Below are 16,135 nucleotides of genomic sequence, written 5' to 3'. Positions count from 1 at the left end.
GAGGGATACTCACTGTCTAGGCCAGGCGCACAGATGGGTATAACGCACCCCTGACCTGGGTAATTCCATCGCCATGAAATTGCCACGCCCAGCCCGGCCGGCTCGTCGATCCGTCAAGTAGCGGGGGTGCCTTGCTGAAGTCGCGCCAGGGCGCATCTGGAGAAGGTTCGCGTACGGTCTGTCGAATTCGCGTCGCCCGTCCGACGTAGAGGCGTACCGACCGGACGCACAGTCAAGGAGACCCTCATGGCCCAGTACGCGATCCTCATCTTCGACGACGCCGCGGCCGGCGACTACACCCCTGAGCAGCAGGCGGCGAGCCAGCGGCACGCCGACGACCTCGTCGACTCCGGCGCCATGATCGCGGCGTACGCGCTGCGGTCCGCCGACACCTCGTTGCGCGGCGACGCGGTCACCGACGGGCCCTTCATCGACGCCAAGGAAGTCGTCGCCGGCGTCTGCGTCATCGAGGCCCCTGACCTGGACGCCGCCCTGGACCTGGCGCGTCGCAACCCCGCCGTCCAGTGGGGCCGTGGCGGCGTCGAGGTACGTCCCGTCGCAGGCGGCATCGCGCCCGTCGCCCGATGACGGCTGCGACGGCCGCGGAACAGACGGCCCCGGAACAAGGGTGCGCGGGCCAGGCGGGCGCGAGACAGGCGGTGGCCGACGCGCATCGGCGCGAGTGGGCTTTCGTGCTCGCCGCGACGGTGCGCGTCGCGCAGGACCTGGACCTGGCCGAGGAGTCGAAGCTGCCCCTGCTGGTGGAGCCCGACGAGCCCGCTCCGCACAGGCTGACGGACCACGACGAGGCGGACGCGGCGAAACTCGAGGACGCCGTACCCGACGAACGGCTGCGGCTCATCTTCACCTGCTGCCATCCCACCCTCGCGCAGCAGGCGCGGCTCGCGCTCACACTGCGGCTGGTGTGCGGACTGCCGACCCCGGACATCGCCCGGGCACTGCTGGTGTCAGAGCAGACGATGGCCGCTCGGATCACCCGAGCGAAGAAGAAGATCTCCGTCGCCCGCATCCCCTATCGGGTCCCGCGCCCGGCGGAGCTGCCGGACCGGCTGGCAGCCGTACTCGGCGTGCTCCACCTGCTGTTCACCGCCGGGCACACGGCACCCTCAGGCCCCGCGCTCATGCGCACTGACCTGGCCGACCGCGCGCTGGACCTGGCCCGCGCGCTGCGAGAACTCATGCCCGACGAGCCCGAGGTACGAGGGCTGTTGGCACTGATCCTGGCCACCGACGCCCGGCGTGCGACCCGGACCGGCGCTGACGGCCGGCTGCTGCGCCTTGAGGAGCAGGACCGCTCGCGGTGGAACCGCGGCGCGCTCGCCGAGGCGCACGAGCTGATCGTGGCCGGGCTGCGCGGGGGCCGCGCCGGGGGTCGCGCTGAACCGGACCGTGCCGGTGTCGATGCTCCACGGACCGGCGGTCGCACTGACGCTGGTGGAGGCGCTGGAGCAGGATGGCCGGCTCTCCCGGTACCAGTACCTGCCGGTGATCAAGGCAGACCTGCTTCAGCGCCTCGGTCGTACGGACGAGGCGGCGGCCGCGTACCGGCAGGCGCTGGAGCTGACCGGCAACGAGGTTGAGCGGGCCTTCCTCACCGGGCGTCTAACTGATCAAGGGCATAGCCCGACGTAAGGGCCGCGTACTTGCTGGCCGACTGCACGGCCATGTCCGGTCTGAAAAGCGCGAAGCCCTTTGTGAGGCGGTGGCCAGGGCCGAGGAAGACTCCCCGGCCCTGGTGCGCCTGAACTACGCGAGGCCCAGCTGAGCCTCGAAACGGCCCTCTTCGAGGCGCCGCTTCACGGTGGTCAGGAAGCGGGCCGCGTCGGCGCCGTCCACGAGGCGGTGGTCGTACGTCAGCGCCAAGTACACCATCGACCGAACGGCGATGACCTCGCCCTCAGCGGTGTCGATCACGACGGGACGCTTCACGACGGCGCCGGTGCCGAGCATGCCGACCTGCGGCTGGTTCAGGATCGGCGTGTCGAACAGGGCGCCGCGGCTGCCCGTGTTGGTCAGCGTGAACGTGCCGCCGGTGATCTCGTCGGGCGTCACCTTGTTGGCGCGGGTGCGCTCGGCCAGGTCGGCGGTCTTGCGGGCGAGGCCGGCCAGGTTGAGGTCGCCGGCGTTCTTGATGACCGCCGCGATCAGGCCGCGCTCGGTGTCGACCGCGAGGCCCAGGTGCTCTACGTCGAAGTAGGTGACCTCCATGGTCTCGTTGTTGATCGTGGCGTTGAGCTTCGGGTGCTGCTTGAGCGCCTCGATGGCCGCCATCTCGAAGAACGGCATGAACGACAGCTTGACGCCCTCGCGGCGCAGGAAGTCGGCCTTCGCCTGGTCGCGCAGCCGGGCGATCTTGGTGACGTCGACCTCGACGACCGTGGTGAGCTGGGCCGCGGTCTGCAGCGACTCGACCAGGCGCTTGGACATGGTCTGCCGCAGTCGCGACATCTTCTCCGTACGGCCGCGCAGCGTGGTGTCGACCTCGACGGGCTCGGGAGCGGCGGCGACCGCAGCCGGCGCGGCCTGAGCGGGCGCGGCGGCGGCGGGAGCCGGAGCGGCCTGGGCGGCGGCGGGAGCCGGCGCGGCGGCCTGCTCGCGCTGCGACTTGGCGGCCTCCAGAACGTCCTGCTTGCGGATGCGACCGCCCACGCCGGTGCCGGTGATCGCCTCGAGGTCGACACCGTGCTCGTTGGCGAGCTTGCGCACCAGCGGCGTCACGTAGGGGCTGTCACCCGAGGACGGCAGCGGGGTCGGCTCGGCGGCGGCCGGAGCCTGCGGGGCGGGCGCCTGAGCGGCCGGGGCCTGCTGCACCGGAGCGGGCGCCGGGGCGGGCGCGGGCGCCGGGGCCTGAGCCTGGGCAGGGGCGGGCTGCGGGATCGAGGAGACCGGCGCGGGAGCCGGGGCCGGCTCGGGCTCCGGCTGCGGCTCGGGCTGCGCGGCGGGCGCCGGCGCGGCCTCCTGCGTGGCGGCGCCGCCGGCCTGGCCGTTCTCGTCGATGACGGCGAGCTCGGCGCCGACCTCGACGGTCTCGTCCTCAGCGACGACGATCTTGGTGAGGACGCCGGCGGACGGCGACGGGATCTCGGTGTCGACCTTGTCGGTCGACACCTCGAGGAGCGGCTCGTCGGCCTCGACGCGCTCGCCCTCCTTCTTCAGCCAACGGGTCACCGTGCCCTCGGTGACGCTCTCGCCGAGCTGGGGCATCTGTACAGAGACCGGCATCGTTATCTTCTCTCGCGTTCTGATTTCGAGGGCTTGAATTAGTTGTGTACGTGCAACGGCTTGCCGGCCAGGGCCAGCATCGCCTCACCGACGGCCTCGGACTGGGTCGGGTGGGCGTGGATGAGCTGGGCGACCTCCGCGGGCAGCGCCTCCCAGTTGTAGATCAGCTGACCCTCGGTCACGAGTTCGCCGATGCGGCGGCCCACCATGTGGACGCCCACCACGGGGCCGTCCTTCTGGGCGATGACCTTGACGGCACCCGCGGTGCCGAGGATCTGGCTCTTGGGGTTGCCCGCGAGGTCGTAGACCTGTTCGACGATCTCGATGCCGCGCTCGGCCGCCTGCGCGGACGTGATGCCCACCGAGGCGACCTCGGGGTCGGAATAGGTGATCCGCGGCACACCCGCGTAGTCGATGGCGGGCGGGTTGAGTCCGGCGATGTGCTCGGCCACCATGATGCCCTCGGCGAACCCGGCGTGGGCCAGCTGGAGGGTCGGGATCAGGTCGCCGATGGCGTAGACGCCGGGGACCGAGGTCTGGCAGTGCTCGTCGACCACGACCGCGCCGCGCTCGATCCTGATGCCCTGCTCCTCGAAGCCCATCCCGGCCGAGACGGCGCCGCGGCCGACCGCGACCAGCAGCAGCTCGGCGTCGAGGGTCTTGCCGTTGGCGAGCGTGACGACCACGCCGGTGTCGGTGGTCTTGACGCCCTCGAAGAAGACGCCCAGCTCGTACTTGATGCCGCGGCGGCGGAAGGCGCGCTCCAGCAGCTTGGAGCTCGACTCCTCCTCGGTCGGCAGCAGGTGGGGCAGCGCCTCGACGATCGTGACCTCGGCGCCGAACGAGCGGTAGACGCTGGCCAGCTCGACGCCGATCACGCCGCCGCCCAGCACGATCACCGAGGAGGGCACGCGGTCCATCCTCAGCGTGTGCTCGCTGGTGATGACGCGCTCGCCGTCGATGTCCAGGCCGGGCAGCGACTTGGGCGCGGAGCCGGTGGCCAGGACGATGTCGCGGCCCTCATAGACCTCGGAGCCCACCTGGATCCGGTTTGATCCGACCAGGCGGCCCTCGCCTTCGACGATCGTCACGCCGGCGCCCTTGAGCAGGCCCTGCACGCCCTTCCAGGCGCGGGTGACGATCTTGTCCTTGAACGCGTGGACGCCGGGCACGTCGATGCCGTCGAACCGGGCCTTGACGCCGAACGTCTCGCTCTCGCGCGTCTCGTCGGCGACCTCGGCCGAGTGCAGCAGGGCCTTGGTGGGGATGCATCCCCTGTGCAGGCAGGTGCCGCCGATCTTGTCCTTCTCGATCAGGGCGACCGTCTTGCCCAGCTCAGCCGCCCGTAGCGCGCAGGCGTATCCGCCGCTGCCGCCTCCCAGGACGACGATGTCGTAGGCCACAGTCAGGCTCCTTGTCGGGGTGTTCGTGATGCCGTCATCTTTTCATTTGTTTCAGATGCTCGCGTGCCGCTCGGCCAGTCCGATGAGCGTGCGGGTGATGGCCCCGGTGCCGCCCTTCGGCGTGTAGCCGTGCGGCTCGCCCTTGTTGAACGCGGGTCCGGCCATGTCGATGTGCGCCCAGCGCACCCCGTCGGGCACGAACTCCTTCAGGAAGATGCCCGCGGCCAGCATGCTGCCCCAGCGCTCGGGCTGGAGGTTGGCGATGTCGGCGATCGGGGAGTCGAGGCCCTTGCGCAGTTCCTCCGGCAGCGGCATGCCCCAGGCGCCCTCGCCCGCGGCGCCGGCCACCTCGACGACCAGCTCGCGTACGGCGTCGTCGTTGGCCATGACGCCGGCCGTGCGCCAGCCGAGCGCGACGATCTGCGCGCCGGTGAGGGTGGCCACGTCGACGATCAGGTCGGGGGAGTCCTCGGCGGCGCGGGCGATGCCGTCCATGAGGACCAGGCGGCCTTCGGCGTCGGTGTCGAGCACCTCGACGGTCTTGCCGCTGTAGCTGTGGATGACGTCGGAGGGGCGCTGCGCGGTGCCGCTGGGCAGGTTCTCGGCCAGGCAGAGGTAGCCGACGACGTTGACCTTCGGGGCGAGGCGGGCGACGCCGATCAGGGCGCCCAGGACCGCGCCCGCGCCGCCCATGTCGGATTTCATCCAGTCCATGGAGGCGGACGGCTTGAGTGACAGGCCACCGGAGTCGAACGTGATGCCCTTGCCCACGTACGCCAGCGTCTTGGTGGCCTCGGGGTGGGTGTAGGAGAGGCGGACCAGGCGCGGCGGGTTGGCCGAGCCCTGGCCGACGCCGATGAGGCCGCCGTAGCCGCCGTCCTTGAGCTGCTTGTCGTCGAGCACCTCGACGCTCAGCCCGGCCTCGCCGCCGCGCTGCTCGGCGATCTCGGCGAACTTGGCCGGCCACAGGTCGGAGGGCGGCGTGTTGACCAGGTCGCGGACGAGCGTGACCGACTCGGCGAGTACGGAGGCACGGCCGGCGATCCCGTCGGATCCATCCGCTTCATTCGCTGACAGTACGGTGAGGTCGCCCACGGGCTCCTTCACCTCGCCGTTGGTGCGGTAGCGGGAGAACCCGTAGGCGCCCAGCAGCGCGCCCAGCGCCACGGCCTCGGCCTGGTCGGCCGATTCGGCGGGCAGGAGGAGCGCGGCGCGGGCGGTGCCGGCGAGGGACCGTACGGCGGCGCCCGCGGCGCGGCGTAGCGTCTCGGCGTCGGCGGAGTCGCCGAGGCCGACCGCGACCAGCAGCGGAGCGGTGATGGCGCCGAACACGGGCACCTTGGCGAGCTCTCCGGGCTTGCCGGAGAAGCCGACGGCGGTGAGCGTGGCGGCGAGTCTGCCGCCGAAGGCCGCGTCGAGGGACTCGGCGCCCGTGGCGGGGCGAGGGCCTTCGGGGCCGGACCGGAACCCGACGATCAGCGCGTCGGTGTCGAAAGAGACTGGATCTGCTGAGTTCAGCCGCACAGTGGTCACGTAAACCGATGCTATCCAGGGTTTAGAGGTACTCACAAACAGGGGTTCATCCTACCATTCGTCAATGCGTGGGCAAGACGACTTGGTGCTAGTGTCATTAGCACCATGTTGCTGACCCTGGACCTCAACGACGCGCGTCCCCTCCACGAGCAGGTGGCCGGCGCGATCCGCCGCGCCATCGGCGAGGGCTCGTACGCGCCGGGAGACCGGCTGCCACCCGCCCGCGACCTGGCCGAGGCGCTCGGCATCAACCCCAACACGGTGCTGCGCGCCCTGCGTGACCTGCGTGACGAGGGGCTGCTGGAGTTCAGGCGGGGGCGCGGCGTCAGCGTCGCGGGCCGCGCCGACGGGCGGGCGCTGCTCCTGCAGCGGGCCCGCGAGTTGCTGGAAGAGGCCACGAGGCTCGGCTACCGCCGCGAAGACCTCATCACGATGCTGGAGGAGCTGCCATGATCTCGCGATTCGCCGCCGCCGCGTGGGGGCTGATCGTCGCCGCCGCGCTGGTCGCGGGTCCGCTCGCCCTGCGCGACCGGCTGCCCGACCCGCTGGCCGCGCACTGGGGATCGGGTCTCGTGCCCGACGGCGAGCAGTCCTTCACTGCCTTCCTGGTCGTGAGCGTCGTGACGTGGGGGGTGGCCTGGGCGGTGCTGTTCGGGGTCGCGGTGAACGGGAAGGCGATGGAGCGCAGGCTCAGCCGGATGTACTGGTGGGGGTCCCTGGCCGGTATGGGGGTGTTCGCGCTCGGCATGAGCGGTGCGGCGCTGTTGGCCAACCTCGACGCGCCCACCTGGCGGGAGGCGGAACTGGAAGGCCGTACCGTGGTGGTTGTCATCGGCGCCGCGCTCGCCGCCGCGTTCCTGGCCGGCCATCTCGGCCGAGGCGGCCCCGACCAGCGCCCGCCCGCCGGCGAGGAGCCGCCGCGCCTGCGGCTCCAGCCGGGACAGCGCTCGGTATGGGTCAGCCGCATCACCAATTCCTGGCTGACCGCCATGAGCGTGGCCGCGGCCGTCGCCCTCGCCGTGGCCGGCGTGCTGGCGATCACCGGAGTCCTGGCGGATCTGCACGTCGGGGGCACGGTGCCCGGGCTGGGCATCGTGCTGTTCGCCGGACTGCTCACCTCGTCGCTCACCGCCCGGGTCACCCGGGACGGGCTGGCGATCGGGTTCGGGCCGCTGGGCTGGCCGGTGCGGCGGATCCGGCTGTCGAAGATCGACAAGGCGTGGTCCGAGGTGCGGTATCCGAGCCAGGTCGGGGGCTGGGGCATACGCGGGCTGCCGGGCAGCGCCACCATCATGCTGCGGGGCGGCGAATGCCTGATCATCCGGTACCGCTCTGGCGGGCAGCTGGCCGTGAGCATCGATGACGCCGAGCGCGGCGCGGCCCTGATCAACGCCTTCATCGCGGAGCGGCCCGCCGTGTAGGCATGACGTTCTCTCGAGTGGTACGGCAGGCCGCGTCGGTCAGCCGAGCACGGCGCAGACCGTGAGTGTGGTGGCCGTGGCGGTCTCGACGAGCGCCCCCAGCACGTCCCCCGTGACCCCGCCCAGGCGCCGCCTGGCGTGGCGGAGCAGCAGCAACGCCGCGGCGAGCCCGGCCACCACGCCGAGCGGAAGGATGTAGACCATCCTTTGTCCCGCCACCAGACCGAGGCCCGCTGCCGCCACCAGGGTCAGGGCGGTGGCCGCCCAGGCGGCGCCCGGCCGTACCGTGCCCGCGACCAGCGCGCCGAGCCCGTCGGGGCGGGCGGCGGGAACTGCCGACCGGCAGGCCCAGGTAAGCGCCAACCGGCCGGTGACGCAGGCGGCCACCAGGGCGGCCGGTCCGAGCCCGGAAAGGGCGGTCACCTGGATGAGCAGCGTCAGCACCAGGGTGATCACGCCGAACGGCCCAATATCCGACTTTTTCATGATGTCGAGCGCCTGAGGGGCGGGCTTCCCGCTGCCCAGCCCGTCCGCGAGATCCGCCAGGCCGTCCAGGTGCAGCCCTCGCGTCAGTACGGCCAGCAGCCCGACCGTGAGCGCCGCACCCAGCAACGGCGGCCCCGGCAGCAGCAACGGCAGACAGGCCACGGCGCCCAGCACCAGCCCGACGACCGGGGCCAGCACCATCGCGCGCCCCGCCACCTGGCGATCCACGCGCGTCACCCGGACCGGGAACACACTCAGCGTCCCGATCGCGAACCGCACCCCGTCCATCACGCCCTCCCTACGGTTGCCGCCGCGTCCACGGACCAGGCCAGGTAGCCGCACATGCTCCTCCCCACGGACCAGGCCAGGTAGCCGCACACGCTCCTCCCCACGGACCGGGTCAAGAAAGCGCGCACGCTCTCCCTACGGTGGCAGCGTGTCCACGGACCGGGGCCAAGAAGACGCACGTCACGGCGCCCAGCCCGGTGAACCGGAGGAGCGTGCCCCTGGACAGACCTCAGCCGCATATGGCGGGTGGGGCTCACCGGGCCGGCCGTAAAAATAGCAATAACACCCACCCATCGGACGCTGAGGGAGTCCGGGGGCGGCCACTAGGGTGGCCGGATGCACGTTGTTGAACTCGAAGGCGTAGGAGTCCGGGTCGCCGGCAAGTCGCTGCTGAGTGCGGTCGACTGGCGAGTGGAGTACGGCGAGCACTGGGCCGTGCTCGGGCCCAACGGCGCCGGCAAGACGACGCTGCTCTCGCTGGCCGCGGCCGTACGGCACCCGACGGAGGGCACGGTCAGCGTCCTCGGCCACCGGCTCGGCCGGGCCGACGTACGCTCGCTGCGGCGCCACATCGGCCTGGTGGCCTCCAGCCAGCGGCTGATCGACGAGGAACTCCTGGAGGAGGAAGGCGCCACCGCCCTCACCGTGGTGCTCACCGGCCATACGGGCACGAGCGCCCCGCTCTGGGACAAGTACGGCGACGCCGAGCGGGACCGCGCACTGCGCCTGCTGGGGGACGTGGGCTGCAAGGACCTGTCCGAGCGCTTGTTCCGGGTGTGCTCCCAGGGCGAGCGGGCCAGGATCAGGGTGGCCAGGTCGCTCATGGCGGACCCGGCGGTGCTGCTGCTCGACGAGCCGTTCGCCGGCCTCGACCTGCCGGCCCGCGAGGACCTCATCGAGGCGGTGGAGGACCTGGCGACGACCAGACCGGTGCTCACCACGGTGACGGTGACCCACCGCCTGGAGGAGGTACCCGCCACGACCACGCACGCCATGCTCATGCGCGACGCGCGCGTCCTGGCGGCCGGGCCGGTGGCGGACGTCCTCACGCCGGCCAACCTGTCCGACTGCTTCGGCCGCCCTCTGCACGTCGACCGCATGGAGGGTCGCTGGTACGCCAGAGCGATCCGCCACTAGACGGCCGTACGCCAGACGGCCGTACGCCAGACGGCCGTACGCCAGACGGTTCGTCACCAGAGCGGCCCGCCGCGAGGCCCGGTCATACTCCTCCGCCGGGCCCGGCCGTATCCGGAGCGGCCCGCCGCCGGGCCCGGTCGTACACCAGGGCAGTTCGCCGCCCGGCTCGGCCGCGCTCCGACGTCGCGTTTCCCCGGTGTCACAGGCGCACTGGGCGGCCGGCGATCACCAGGGCGACATATTCAGACTCGTCGGCGAGGCGCTCGTTGAGCCGTCCCAGCTCGTCCCTGAACGCCCGCCCGCTGGCCGTCGCGGGCACCACGCCCATGCCCACCTCGTCCGACACGGCCACGATCCGCTGGGTCGTACCCCGCCACGCCGCCACCAGCTCATCGCAGCGCTCGGCGACCGGCGCCCGATCGCCCTCCCAGGCGCCGCACTCGTCGAACACCGCCGCCAGCCACGTACCCAGCCCGTCGACCAGCAGCGGCGTCGTCGCCGCCCGGATCGCACCCGTCAGGTCGGTGGTCTCCACCGTCGCCCAGTGCGCGGGCCTGCGCTCCCGATGGGCCCGCACCCGCGCCGCCCACTCGCCGTCGCCTTCGCCGCGCGAGCCGGTGGCGACATAGGTGACGTACGGCTCGGCGGCCAGTCGTAGCTCGGCCTCCGCCGACTTGCCCGAACGGGAACCGCCCAGCAGCAGGACCCTCCTCGGCTGCGTCGGCGCCGGTGGAGCGGCGAGCGCGGTGTCGAGCGTCGTCCCGTCCGGCACGGCTCGTACGTTCCACAGGGCCAGCCGCCGCGACAGCTCCTCTTCAGACCTGACCCGGTGGTCCAGCCCGACGGCCACCACCTGGGTGCCGCCGCCCACCAGGCCCGCCCGCCGCAGAAGCCCGATCCGCTCGGGCCGGTCGAGCGGATCGACCAGCACGACGTCGTACGGGCCGGCTGGGGTCGCTGTCGCCTCCGGGATCGTTGTGGCTTCTGGGGTCGCTGTCGCCCTCGGGATCGTTGTGGGTCCCGGGGCTGCCGTCGCCTCCGGGGTTGCTGTCGCCTCCGGGACCGTCGTGGCTGCCGGGGCTGCCGTCCCCTCCGGGGGTGCTGTCGCGTCCGGGGTCGTAGTGACTTCCGGGGGTGCTGTCGCGTCCGGGGCCGTCGTGACTCCCGGGGCCGACGTCGCCGCCAAGGGCGCCGCTGCATCTGGGCCTGTGGTCGCGGCTGAGGGCGCGTACAGCAGGCGGGTGCCGTCTGGGCCCTCCAGGCCTTGACCGTCGGCCAGGATCCGGTAACCGGGTGGTACGTCGTCGAACGGGAAGCGCGCCACACCGTCGACGACGAGCTCGAACGGTCGTCGGTGGCCGGCGGGAAGCCCGGCACACGAGGCGCATGGGCAACCCGGCTCTGGCCAGCCCGTGCGGCCCGCAGTACCGGGGAGAAGGAGTTTCACCGGGCCGAGCGTACATAGGCCCCGGCATCCCGGCCCGCAGCGGAACTGCGCTTTCGGCGGGCTGAGGCTCTTGGGGCTGGGGGATGGCCGCAGCGGGACTGCCGTTTCCGGGCTGCGGGCCCTTGGGCTGGGAGTGGCCTACAGCGGGAACTGCCGCTCTCGGCGCGTCAGGGCCGGCGCCGGGGGCCGGGGGCCGTAGGCGTGGGCGTGGGGCGTGCGGCGTGGGTCAGTGGGAGGGGGTTCGGGGGTGGCGGCGGGTGGCGACGATGGCGCCGCCGCCGAGGAGGACGAGGGCGCCCGCGCCGCCCAGGATCAGGGTGAGTGGTGGCCCGTCCGATGAGGCGCCGTCCGATGAGGAGTTGTCCAGTGAGGCGCCGTCCGATGAGGCGCCGTCCAGTGAGGCGTCGGCGGGTGAGGTGGGGGTGCCGAGGTCGGTGCCGGCGGCGGCTCTGGCCGGGTAGGCGTTGATCGCCACTACGTCCCCCTGAGCGTTCACACGGGCCTTGGCGGCTGAGGTCAGTGGGGGCCATAGAGGCGGTCTCCGCGCCCGTCACGCACTTCGTCAGCCCCTCCGCGGGCGGTTGCTCGCCGGGGAAGGCGTCGGACTCGGGGTCGCCGAAGTCCACCCTGACCACGACCCGCTTGCTGCCGGAGGCCGCAGCGTCTTTGCCGCACACCATCTGGAACGACGGCAGGTCGCCCCCGGGTGGCTCCGTCGCGGTGCCGTCGGACGAGGCGGAGAAGCGCCAGCCGATCATCGAGCCGTCCCCACTGCGACTCCCGCCACACGGGCCGCTCCGTAGGCGGCCCTCGCCACACGGCCCGCCCCCACAGCGACTTCCGCCGCCACTCGATACGCGCGCAGCATCGATTGACCTCCAAGCTCGGGAGTAAGGTTCCAGTGCCGTCGGAGGGTGCGTCGGCGAACCCGCGGAGAAGGAGCGTATGGCATGACATGGCGATGGCGTTATGAAAATGCAAATGGTGGTGAGGTGACGGATCGCCCTTTGCCGCGAGAAGTTTTTCCGAGCCAGGCGGACGCGGAGTCCTGGCTTGGCGAGAACTGGGGTGAGCTGCTGGAATCCGGGGTTGAGCAGGTGGCGCTGCTCGACGAGGACCGGGTCGAATACACGGGATTGTCATTGCGTCCGGAGTGAGGCAAGGCGAAATGAAAAACCCCTTGAGCGTCATTGTTGCTCAAGGGGTTTTTGCTGCCGGGGATGTTATGGGCGCTTCGGGGGGCTGGCCGTCTTGGCGGGGTCGCGCTCGACGACCGGGCCGAGCACGGAGTCGATCCGCTCCAGTACGTCGGAGTCGAGCTTGACCCCTACTGCCTTGACGTTGTCGCGCACCTGCTCGGGGCGGGAGGCGCCGACGATGGCGCTGGAGACGTTCGGGTTCTGCAGGACCCAGGCGACCGCGAGCTGGGCCATGGTGAGGCCCAGGTCGGCGGCGATCGGCTGGAGCTCCTGTACGCGGGTGAGGACGTCGTCGTTCATGAAGCGGGCGATCATGTCGGCGCCGCCGGCCGTGTCGGTGGCCCTCGAGCCTGCCGGCGGGGCCTGGCCGGGCAGGTACTTGCCGGTCAGTACGCCCTGCGCGATGGGCGACCAGACGATCTGGCCGATCCCCTCACGCTCGCTGAGCGGTACGACCTCCGGCTCGATGACGCGCCAGAGCATCGAGTACTGAGGCTGGCTGGACACGATCCGGTCGAAGCCCATGTCGTCGGCGATCTTCAGCGCCTGGGCGATCTGGTCGGCCGTCCACTCGCTGACGCCGAGGTAGAGGACCTTGCCCTGCCGTACGAGATCGTCGAAGGTCTTGAGCGTCTCCTCCAGCGGCGTCTCGTAGTCGAAGCGGTGCGCCTGGTACAGATCGACGTAGTCGGTCTGCAGACGCCGCAGCGAGCCGTGGATGGACTCGGTGATGTGCTTGCGGGACAGGCCGCGGTCGTTCGGGCCGGGGCCGGTCGGCCAGTAGACCTTGGTGAAGATCTCCAGCGATTCCCTGCGTACGCCCTTCAGGGCCCGGCCGAGGACCGACTCGGCCTTGGTGCCGGCATAGACATCGGCGGTGTCGAACGTCGTGATGCCCTCGTCGAGTGCCGCCTGCACGCACTGCTTGGCGGCGTCCTCCTCGACCTGGGAGCCATGGGTGAGCCAGTTGCCGTAGCTGATCTCGCTGACCTTGAGACCGCTGCGACCGAGGGTACGGAATTCCATAGATCCGACCTTAGGCCCGTCTCATGAAGTGATCTAAATCGGGATAGGGTGCGCGACGTGCTGAAGCTCGTACGGCTGGCGCTGACCGCGGCCATCCTGACCGCGATAGCGGTACGGCTGCGCCGCCGGGCCCGCAGCCTGAAGCAAGGGACGGAGCAAGGGCCGGAGCCGAGCGGCCCAGAGCCGATCCTGGGTCGCCCCAGCAGGGCTGATCTGGCGCGTTACCGGGTGCGTGGCCAGGCCCGGCCGATGGTGGCGCTGCTCGGCGTGGGCGCGCTGACCGCGGTCGTCTTCGGAGTGTTCGCGCTCATGGGCATGCCGATCCACGACCGGGAGGAAGACCCTGTCGGCGAGATGTTCCGCGACGCCGCGAGGCGCTCGGCCATGGCCGCCACTGCCACCGCCGAGCCCACTCCGAACGAGCCCATCTCGAACGAGCCCATCTCGAACGAGCCCGCCACCGACGACGTGTCCTCGACGCCCGCGCCCGCCGTACCCGATCCGTTCTGCCGCCCCCAGCGGCGGCCGGTCACCGTCCGGCCGCTCGACCCCAAGGTGAAACGCGCGGTCGACCGCCAGTGGCGGCGCGTCGAGCGGTGGCTGAAGGCCAACGCGCCCAAGACGTACGCGACGCTGGGCCGTCCGGGCCGTGCCAAGACGATCGCCGTCGCCGAGTCGCAGATGGGCGTGGACTTCCCCGACAGCCTGCGCGCCTCGCTGCTGCGCCACAACGGCTCCAGAGGGGCCGGCGCCTTCGGCTTCGGCGCCTGGTTCGACGGCGCCGTCAACCTCGGCATCCGCGACATCAGGGACACCTGGCGGGCCCTCTGCGCGCGCGACGGCACCGACGAGGGGACCGATCCGGCGATCGAGTGGTGGAGCGGCCGGACGATCCCTTTCCTCTCCTTCGGCCGGCGTGAGGGAGGGGAAGGCGAGTACGCCGTGGTCGACTCCGTCGGCGGCAAGGTCGGCTGGGACGACACGATCTCCGGCATGAGCCCGCGCCTGCCCTCCTACTACGCGCTGATGTCGGCCGTCGCCGACAGCCTGGAGAACCATAGGGAGTTCGACGGCTGGCGGCCCACGGTCACGCGAGGGGTGCTGCGCTGGGAGACGCCGGAATGAACGGGTCTACTTCTTGGGCGGAACCGGCTTGCCGCCCGGCAGGACCGCGGGCGGCGGGAAGCGCAGCTTGCGGATCTGCAGAGCCCGCATCGCGGCGTAGAAGCCGACGCCGCGCAGGTTCTCCTTGGGATACTTCTCCGCCACCAGCTTCTTGATCCGCCAGGCCACGAAGATCGAGGTGAAGAGCACGCCGATCATCATGATCGGCCAGCCGATCGTGATCACGTAGCCGAGCACCAGCGGACGGATGTCGGCGGGCCATGGGATCCACGTCGCCAGCAGGATCACCAGCGAGAACGGCAGGAAGTATTGGCTCGGCAGCCGCCGCGAGTCGACCCAGTCGCGCGCGAACTTGCGCGCCGGGCCCTTGTCGCGGGCCGGGAAATAGCGTTCGTCGCCCGCGAGCATGCCCTTACGGGCCCGCTCGCGCTCGACAGTCTGCTTGGCGCGGGCCTGTCGATAGGCCTCTTTGCGGTCCTTGGGCGCGGTGACCGGCTGGCGCCGTCTGCCTTCCGCGTCCCGGCGCTTGGGTGTGGGACGACCCTTGCCCTGGGGCTTAGGATCGTCAATGGGGACGGGGGTGTCGTCCACGGAGGTTTGGGAACGGCGTCGCAACACAACGTCAACCCTACCTGGATGGCAACTTAGTGACGCCCCCGTGCGTTATGCGTAGGGTAATCCCAAGGCGGCTGCGCTGCACTGGGTGAACACCAGCACGACCTAAGAAGGGGACGGCCGACGCGCATGAGCGTGATGAAGAGACTTTCGATGATCTTCAAGTCCAAGGCCAACAAGGCCCTGGACAAAATGGAGGATCCGCGCGAGACCCTCGACTATTCCTACCAGCGGCAACTTGAGCTGCTGCAGAAGGTACGCCGGGGCGTGGCGGACGTCGCCACCTCGCGCAAGCGGGTGGAGTTGCAGGTCAACGGCCTCGAACAGCAGGCCAGGCGTTATGAGGAGCAGGGCCGCAAGGCGCTGTCCGTCGGGCGTGAGGACTTGGCCCGTGAGGCCCTCCAGCGCCGGTCCAATCTGCAGGGGCAGATGGCCGACCTGAAGATCCAGCATGAGAATCTGCAGGCCGAGGAGGAGAAGCTGACCACGGCTTCCCAGCGGCTGCAGGCGAAGGTCGACTCCTTCCGTACGAAGAAGGAGACGATCAAGGCCACCTACACCGCGGCCGAGGCGCAGACGCGCATCAACGAGGCCTTCTCCGGCATCTCCGAGGAGATGGGCGACGTCGGTCTCGCGATCCAGCGCGCCGAGGACAAGACCGCGCAGATGCAGGCCCGGGCCGGCGCCATCGACGAGCTGCTCGCCAGCGGCGCGCTCGATGACTACAGCGGCACCCGCGGCGACGACATCCAGGCCGAGCTCGACCGCATGGGCGGCGGCATGGACGTGGAGCTGGAGCTGGCCAGGATGAAGGCCGAGCTCGGCCAGGGTCCGGCGCCCAAGAGCGCCATCGAGCCGGGCCAGGGCCAGGCCGCGCCCCAGCAGGCTCAGCCTCAGAACACGCAGCAGCTGCGCCAGCCTGGGGAGGGCGCATGATCGTCAGAATCATGGGCGAGGGGCAGGTCGAGATCTCGGCCGAGGACATCTCCGTGCTCAACCAGCTCGACAGCGAGCTTGAGTCGGCCATCGAGTCCGACGACGAGGCGAGCTTCCGGGTCAAGTTGCACGCCCTGCTCGACAAGGTTCGCCACGTGGGCAAGTCGCTTCCCGACGACAGCCTTGAGCCGTCAGAGCTGATCCTTCCCCCCGCGGACGCCTCGATCGAGGAGGTCCGGGAGATGCTGGGCGACCAGGGTCTCATCCCGGGCTAGC

Annotated in this window: 17 protein-coding genes; 9 read left to right on the top strand and 8 right to left on the bottom strand. The window is 71.0% G+C overall.

From position 1 onward, the window contains the following. The first annotated feature begins 246 nt into the window (after positions 1-246). Positions 247-588 carry a YciI family protein gene (locus AB0B61_RS40880; RefSeq protein WP_358444122.1) on the top strand — a complete coding sequence of 114 codons (342 nt, stop codon included), beginning with the start codon at positions 247-249 and terminating at the stop codon, positions 586-588. Further along, complete coding sequence (locus tag AB0B61_RS40875) at positions 585-1,601, top strand: DUF6596 domain-containing protein (protein WP_358444120.1); 1,017 nt, start codon at positions 585-587, stop codon at positions 1,599-1,601. The genes AB0B61_RS40880 and AB0B61_RS40875 overlap by 4 nt, the downstream gene beginning before the upstream one ends. A gap of 166 nt (positions 1,602-1,767) precedes the next feature. Here the strand turns inward: AB0B61_RS40875 and sucB are convergent, their stop codons facing one another. From sucB to AB0B61_RS40860, 3 genes are read right to left on the bottom strand one after another with little or no spacing between them, the layout of a single operon-like run. Beyond that, positions 1,768-3,243 (bottom strand): 2-oxoglutarate dehydrogenase, E2 component, dihydrolipoamide succinyltransferase, encoded by a 1,476-nt coding sequence (gene sucB, locus AB0B61_RS40870; RefSeq protein ID WP_358444117.1) that lies wholly within the window; start codon positions 3,241-3,243, stop codon positions 1,768-1,770. A gap of 38 nt (positions 3,244-3,281) precedes the next feature. Then, positions 3,282-4,646: a dihydrolipoyl dehydrogenase gene (gene lpdA / locus AB0B61_RS40865; RefSeq protein WP_358444114.1), complete on the bottom strand. Its 1,365-nt coding sequence runs from the start codon at positions 4,644-4,646 to the stop codon at positions 3,282-3,284. Between the two features lie 51 nt (positions 4,647-4,697). After that, complete coding sequence (locus AB0B61_RS40860; protein ID WP_358444111.1) at positions 4,698-6,179, bottom strand: leucyl aminopeptidase; 1,482 nt, start codon at positions 6,177-6,179, stop codon at positions 4,698-4,700. Positions 6,180-6,284: 105 nt separating this feature from the next. Between AB0B61_RS40860 and AB0B61_RS40855 the strand changes: the two genes are divergently transcribed. Beyond that, positions 6,285-6,632, top strand: a complete 348-nt coding sequence (locus AB0B61_RS40855) for a GntR family transcriptional regulator (RefSeq protein ID WP_357944901.1) — start codon at positions 6,285-6,287, stop codon at positions 6,630-6,632. Further along, complete coding sequence (locus AB0B61_RS40850; RefSeq protein ID WP_358444108.1) at positions 6,629-7,600, top strand: hypothetical protein; 972 nt, start codon at positions 6,629-6,631, stop codon at positions 7,598-7,600. The genes AB0B61_RS40855 and AB0B61_RS40850 overlap by 4 nt, the downstream gene beginning before the upstream one ends. 39 nt (positions 7,601-7,639) lie before the next feature. Here the strand turns inward: AB0B61_RS40850 and AB0B61_RS40845 are convergent, their stop codons facing one another. Beyond that, on the bottom strand, positions 7,640-8,374 hold the full coding sequence (locus AB0B61_RS40845) for an adenosylcobinamide-GDP ribazoletransferase (protein ID WP_358444105.1): 735 nt from the start codon (positions 8,372-8,374) through the stop codon (positions 7,640-7,642). Between the two features lie 336 nt (positions 8,375-8,710). Between AB0B61_RS40845 and AB0B61_RS40840 the strand changes: the two genes are divergently transcribed. Continuing rightward, a complete protein-coding gene (locus tag AB0B61_RS40840; protein ID WP_358444102.1) occupies positions 8,711-9,511 on the top strand; it encodes an ATP-binding cassette domain-containing protein in 801 nt (266 codons plus the stop codon). A 199-nt stretch (positions 9,512-9,710) separates the two neighbouring features. Here AB0B61_RS40840 and AB0B61_RS40835 read toward each other — a convergent pair whose 3' ends face one another. Continuing rightward, a complete protein-coding gene (locus AB0B61_RS40835; RefSeq protein ID WP_358444099.1) occupies positions 9,711-10,442 on the bottom strand; it encodes a bifunctional adenosylcobinamide kinase/adenosylcobinamide-phosphate guanylyltransferase in 732 nt (243 codons plus the stop codon). 742 nt (positions 10,443-11,184) lie between these two features. After that, positions 11,185-11,433 (bottom strand): hypothetical protein, encoded by a 249-nt coding sequence (locus tag AB0B61_RS40830; protein WP_358444097.1) that lies wholly within the window; start codon positions 11,431-11,433, stop codon positions 11,185-11,187. Between the two features lie 475 nt (positions 11,434-11,908). On the opposite strand from AB0B61_RS40830, the gene AB0B61_RS40825 reads away from it, so the two are divergent. After that, positions 11,909-12,115: a hypothetical protein gene (locus tag AB0B61_RS40825; protein ID WP_214637851.1), complete on the top strand. Its 207-nt coding sequence runs from the start codon at positions 11,909-11,911 to the stop codon at positions 12,113-12,115. Between the two features lie 66 nt (positions 12,116-12,181). Here the strand turns inward: AB0B61_RS40825 and AB0B61_RS40820 are convergent, their stop codons facing one another. Continuing rightward, a complete protein-coding gene (locus tag AB0B61_RS40820; RefSeq protein WP_358444094.1) occupies positions 12,182-13,183 on the bottom strand; it encodes an aldo/keto reductase family protein in 1,002 nt (333 codons plus the stop codon). A 57-nt stretch (positions 13,184-13,240) separates the two neighbouring features. Between AB0B61_RS40820 and AB0B61_RS40815 the strand changes: the two genes are divergently transcribed. Continuing rightward, on the top strand, positions 13,241-14,308 hold the full coding sequence (locus AB0B61_RS40815; protein ID WP_358444091.1) for an SMI1/KNR4 family protein: 1,068 nt from the start codon (positions 13,241-13,243) through the stop codon (positions 14,306-14,308). Between the two features lie 6 nt (positions 14,309-14,314). Here the strand turns inward: AB0B61_RS40815 and AB0B61_RS40810 are convergent, their stop codons facing one another. Beyond that, positions 14,315-14,899: a DUF3043 domain-containing protein gene (locus AB0B61_RS40810; protein WP_225298405.1), complete on the bottom strand. Its 585-nt coding sequence runs from the start codon at positions 14,897-14,899 to the stop codon at positions 14,315-14,317. A 153-nt stretch (positions 14,900-15,052) separates the two neighbouring features. Here AB0B61_RS40810 and AB0B61_RS40805 point away from each other — a divergent pair, with 153 nt between their 5' ends. Beyond that, positions 15,053-15,859: a PspA/IM30 family protein gene (locus AB0B61_RS40805; protein ID WP_358444088.1), complete on the top strand. Its 807-nt coding sequence runs from the start codon at positions 15,053-15,055 to the stop codon at positions 15,857-15,859. Beyond that, positions 15,856-16,134 (top strand): hypothetical protein, encoded by a 279-nt coding sequence (locus AB0B61_RS40800; protein ID WP_357640046.1) that lies wholly within the window; start codon positions 15,856-15,858, stop codon positions 16,132-16,134. The genes AB0B61_RS40805 and AB0B61_RS40800 overlap by 4 nt, the downstream gene beginning before the upstream one ends. The last annotated feature ends 1 nt before the right edge of the window (position 16,135 follow it).

Origin of the sequence: Nonomuraea sp. NPDC049158 (assembly GCF_040648335.1) — a bacterium.
GTDB lineage: Bacteria > Actinomycetota > Actinomycetes > Streptosporangiales > Streptosporangiaceae > Nonomuraea.
This window is presented reverse-complemented; position numbering and strand designations above follow the sequence as displayed.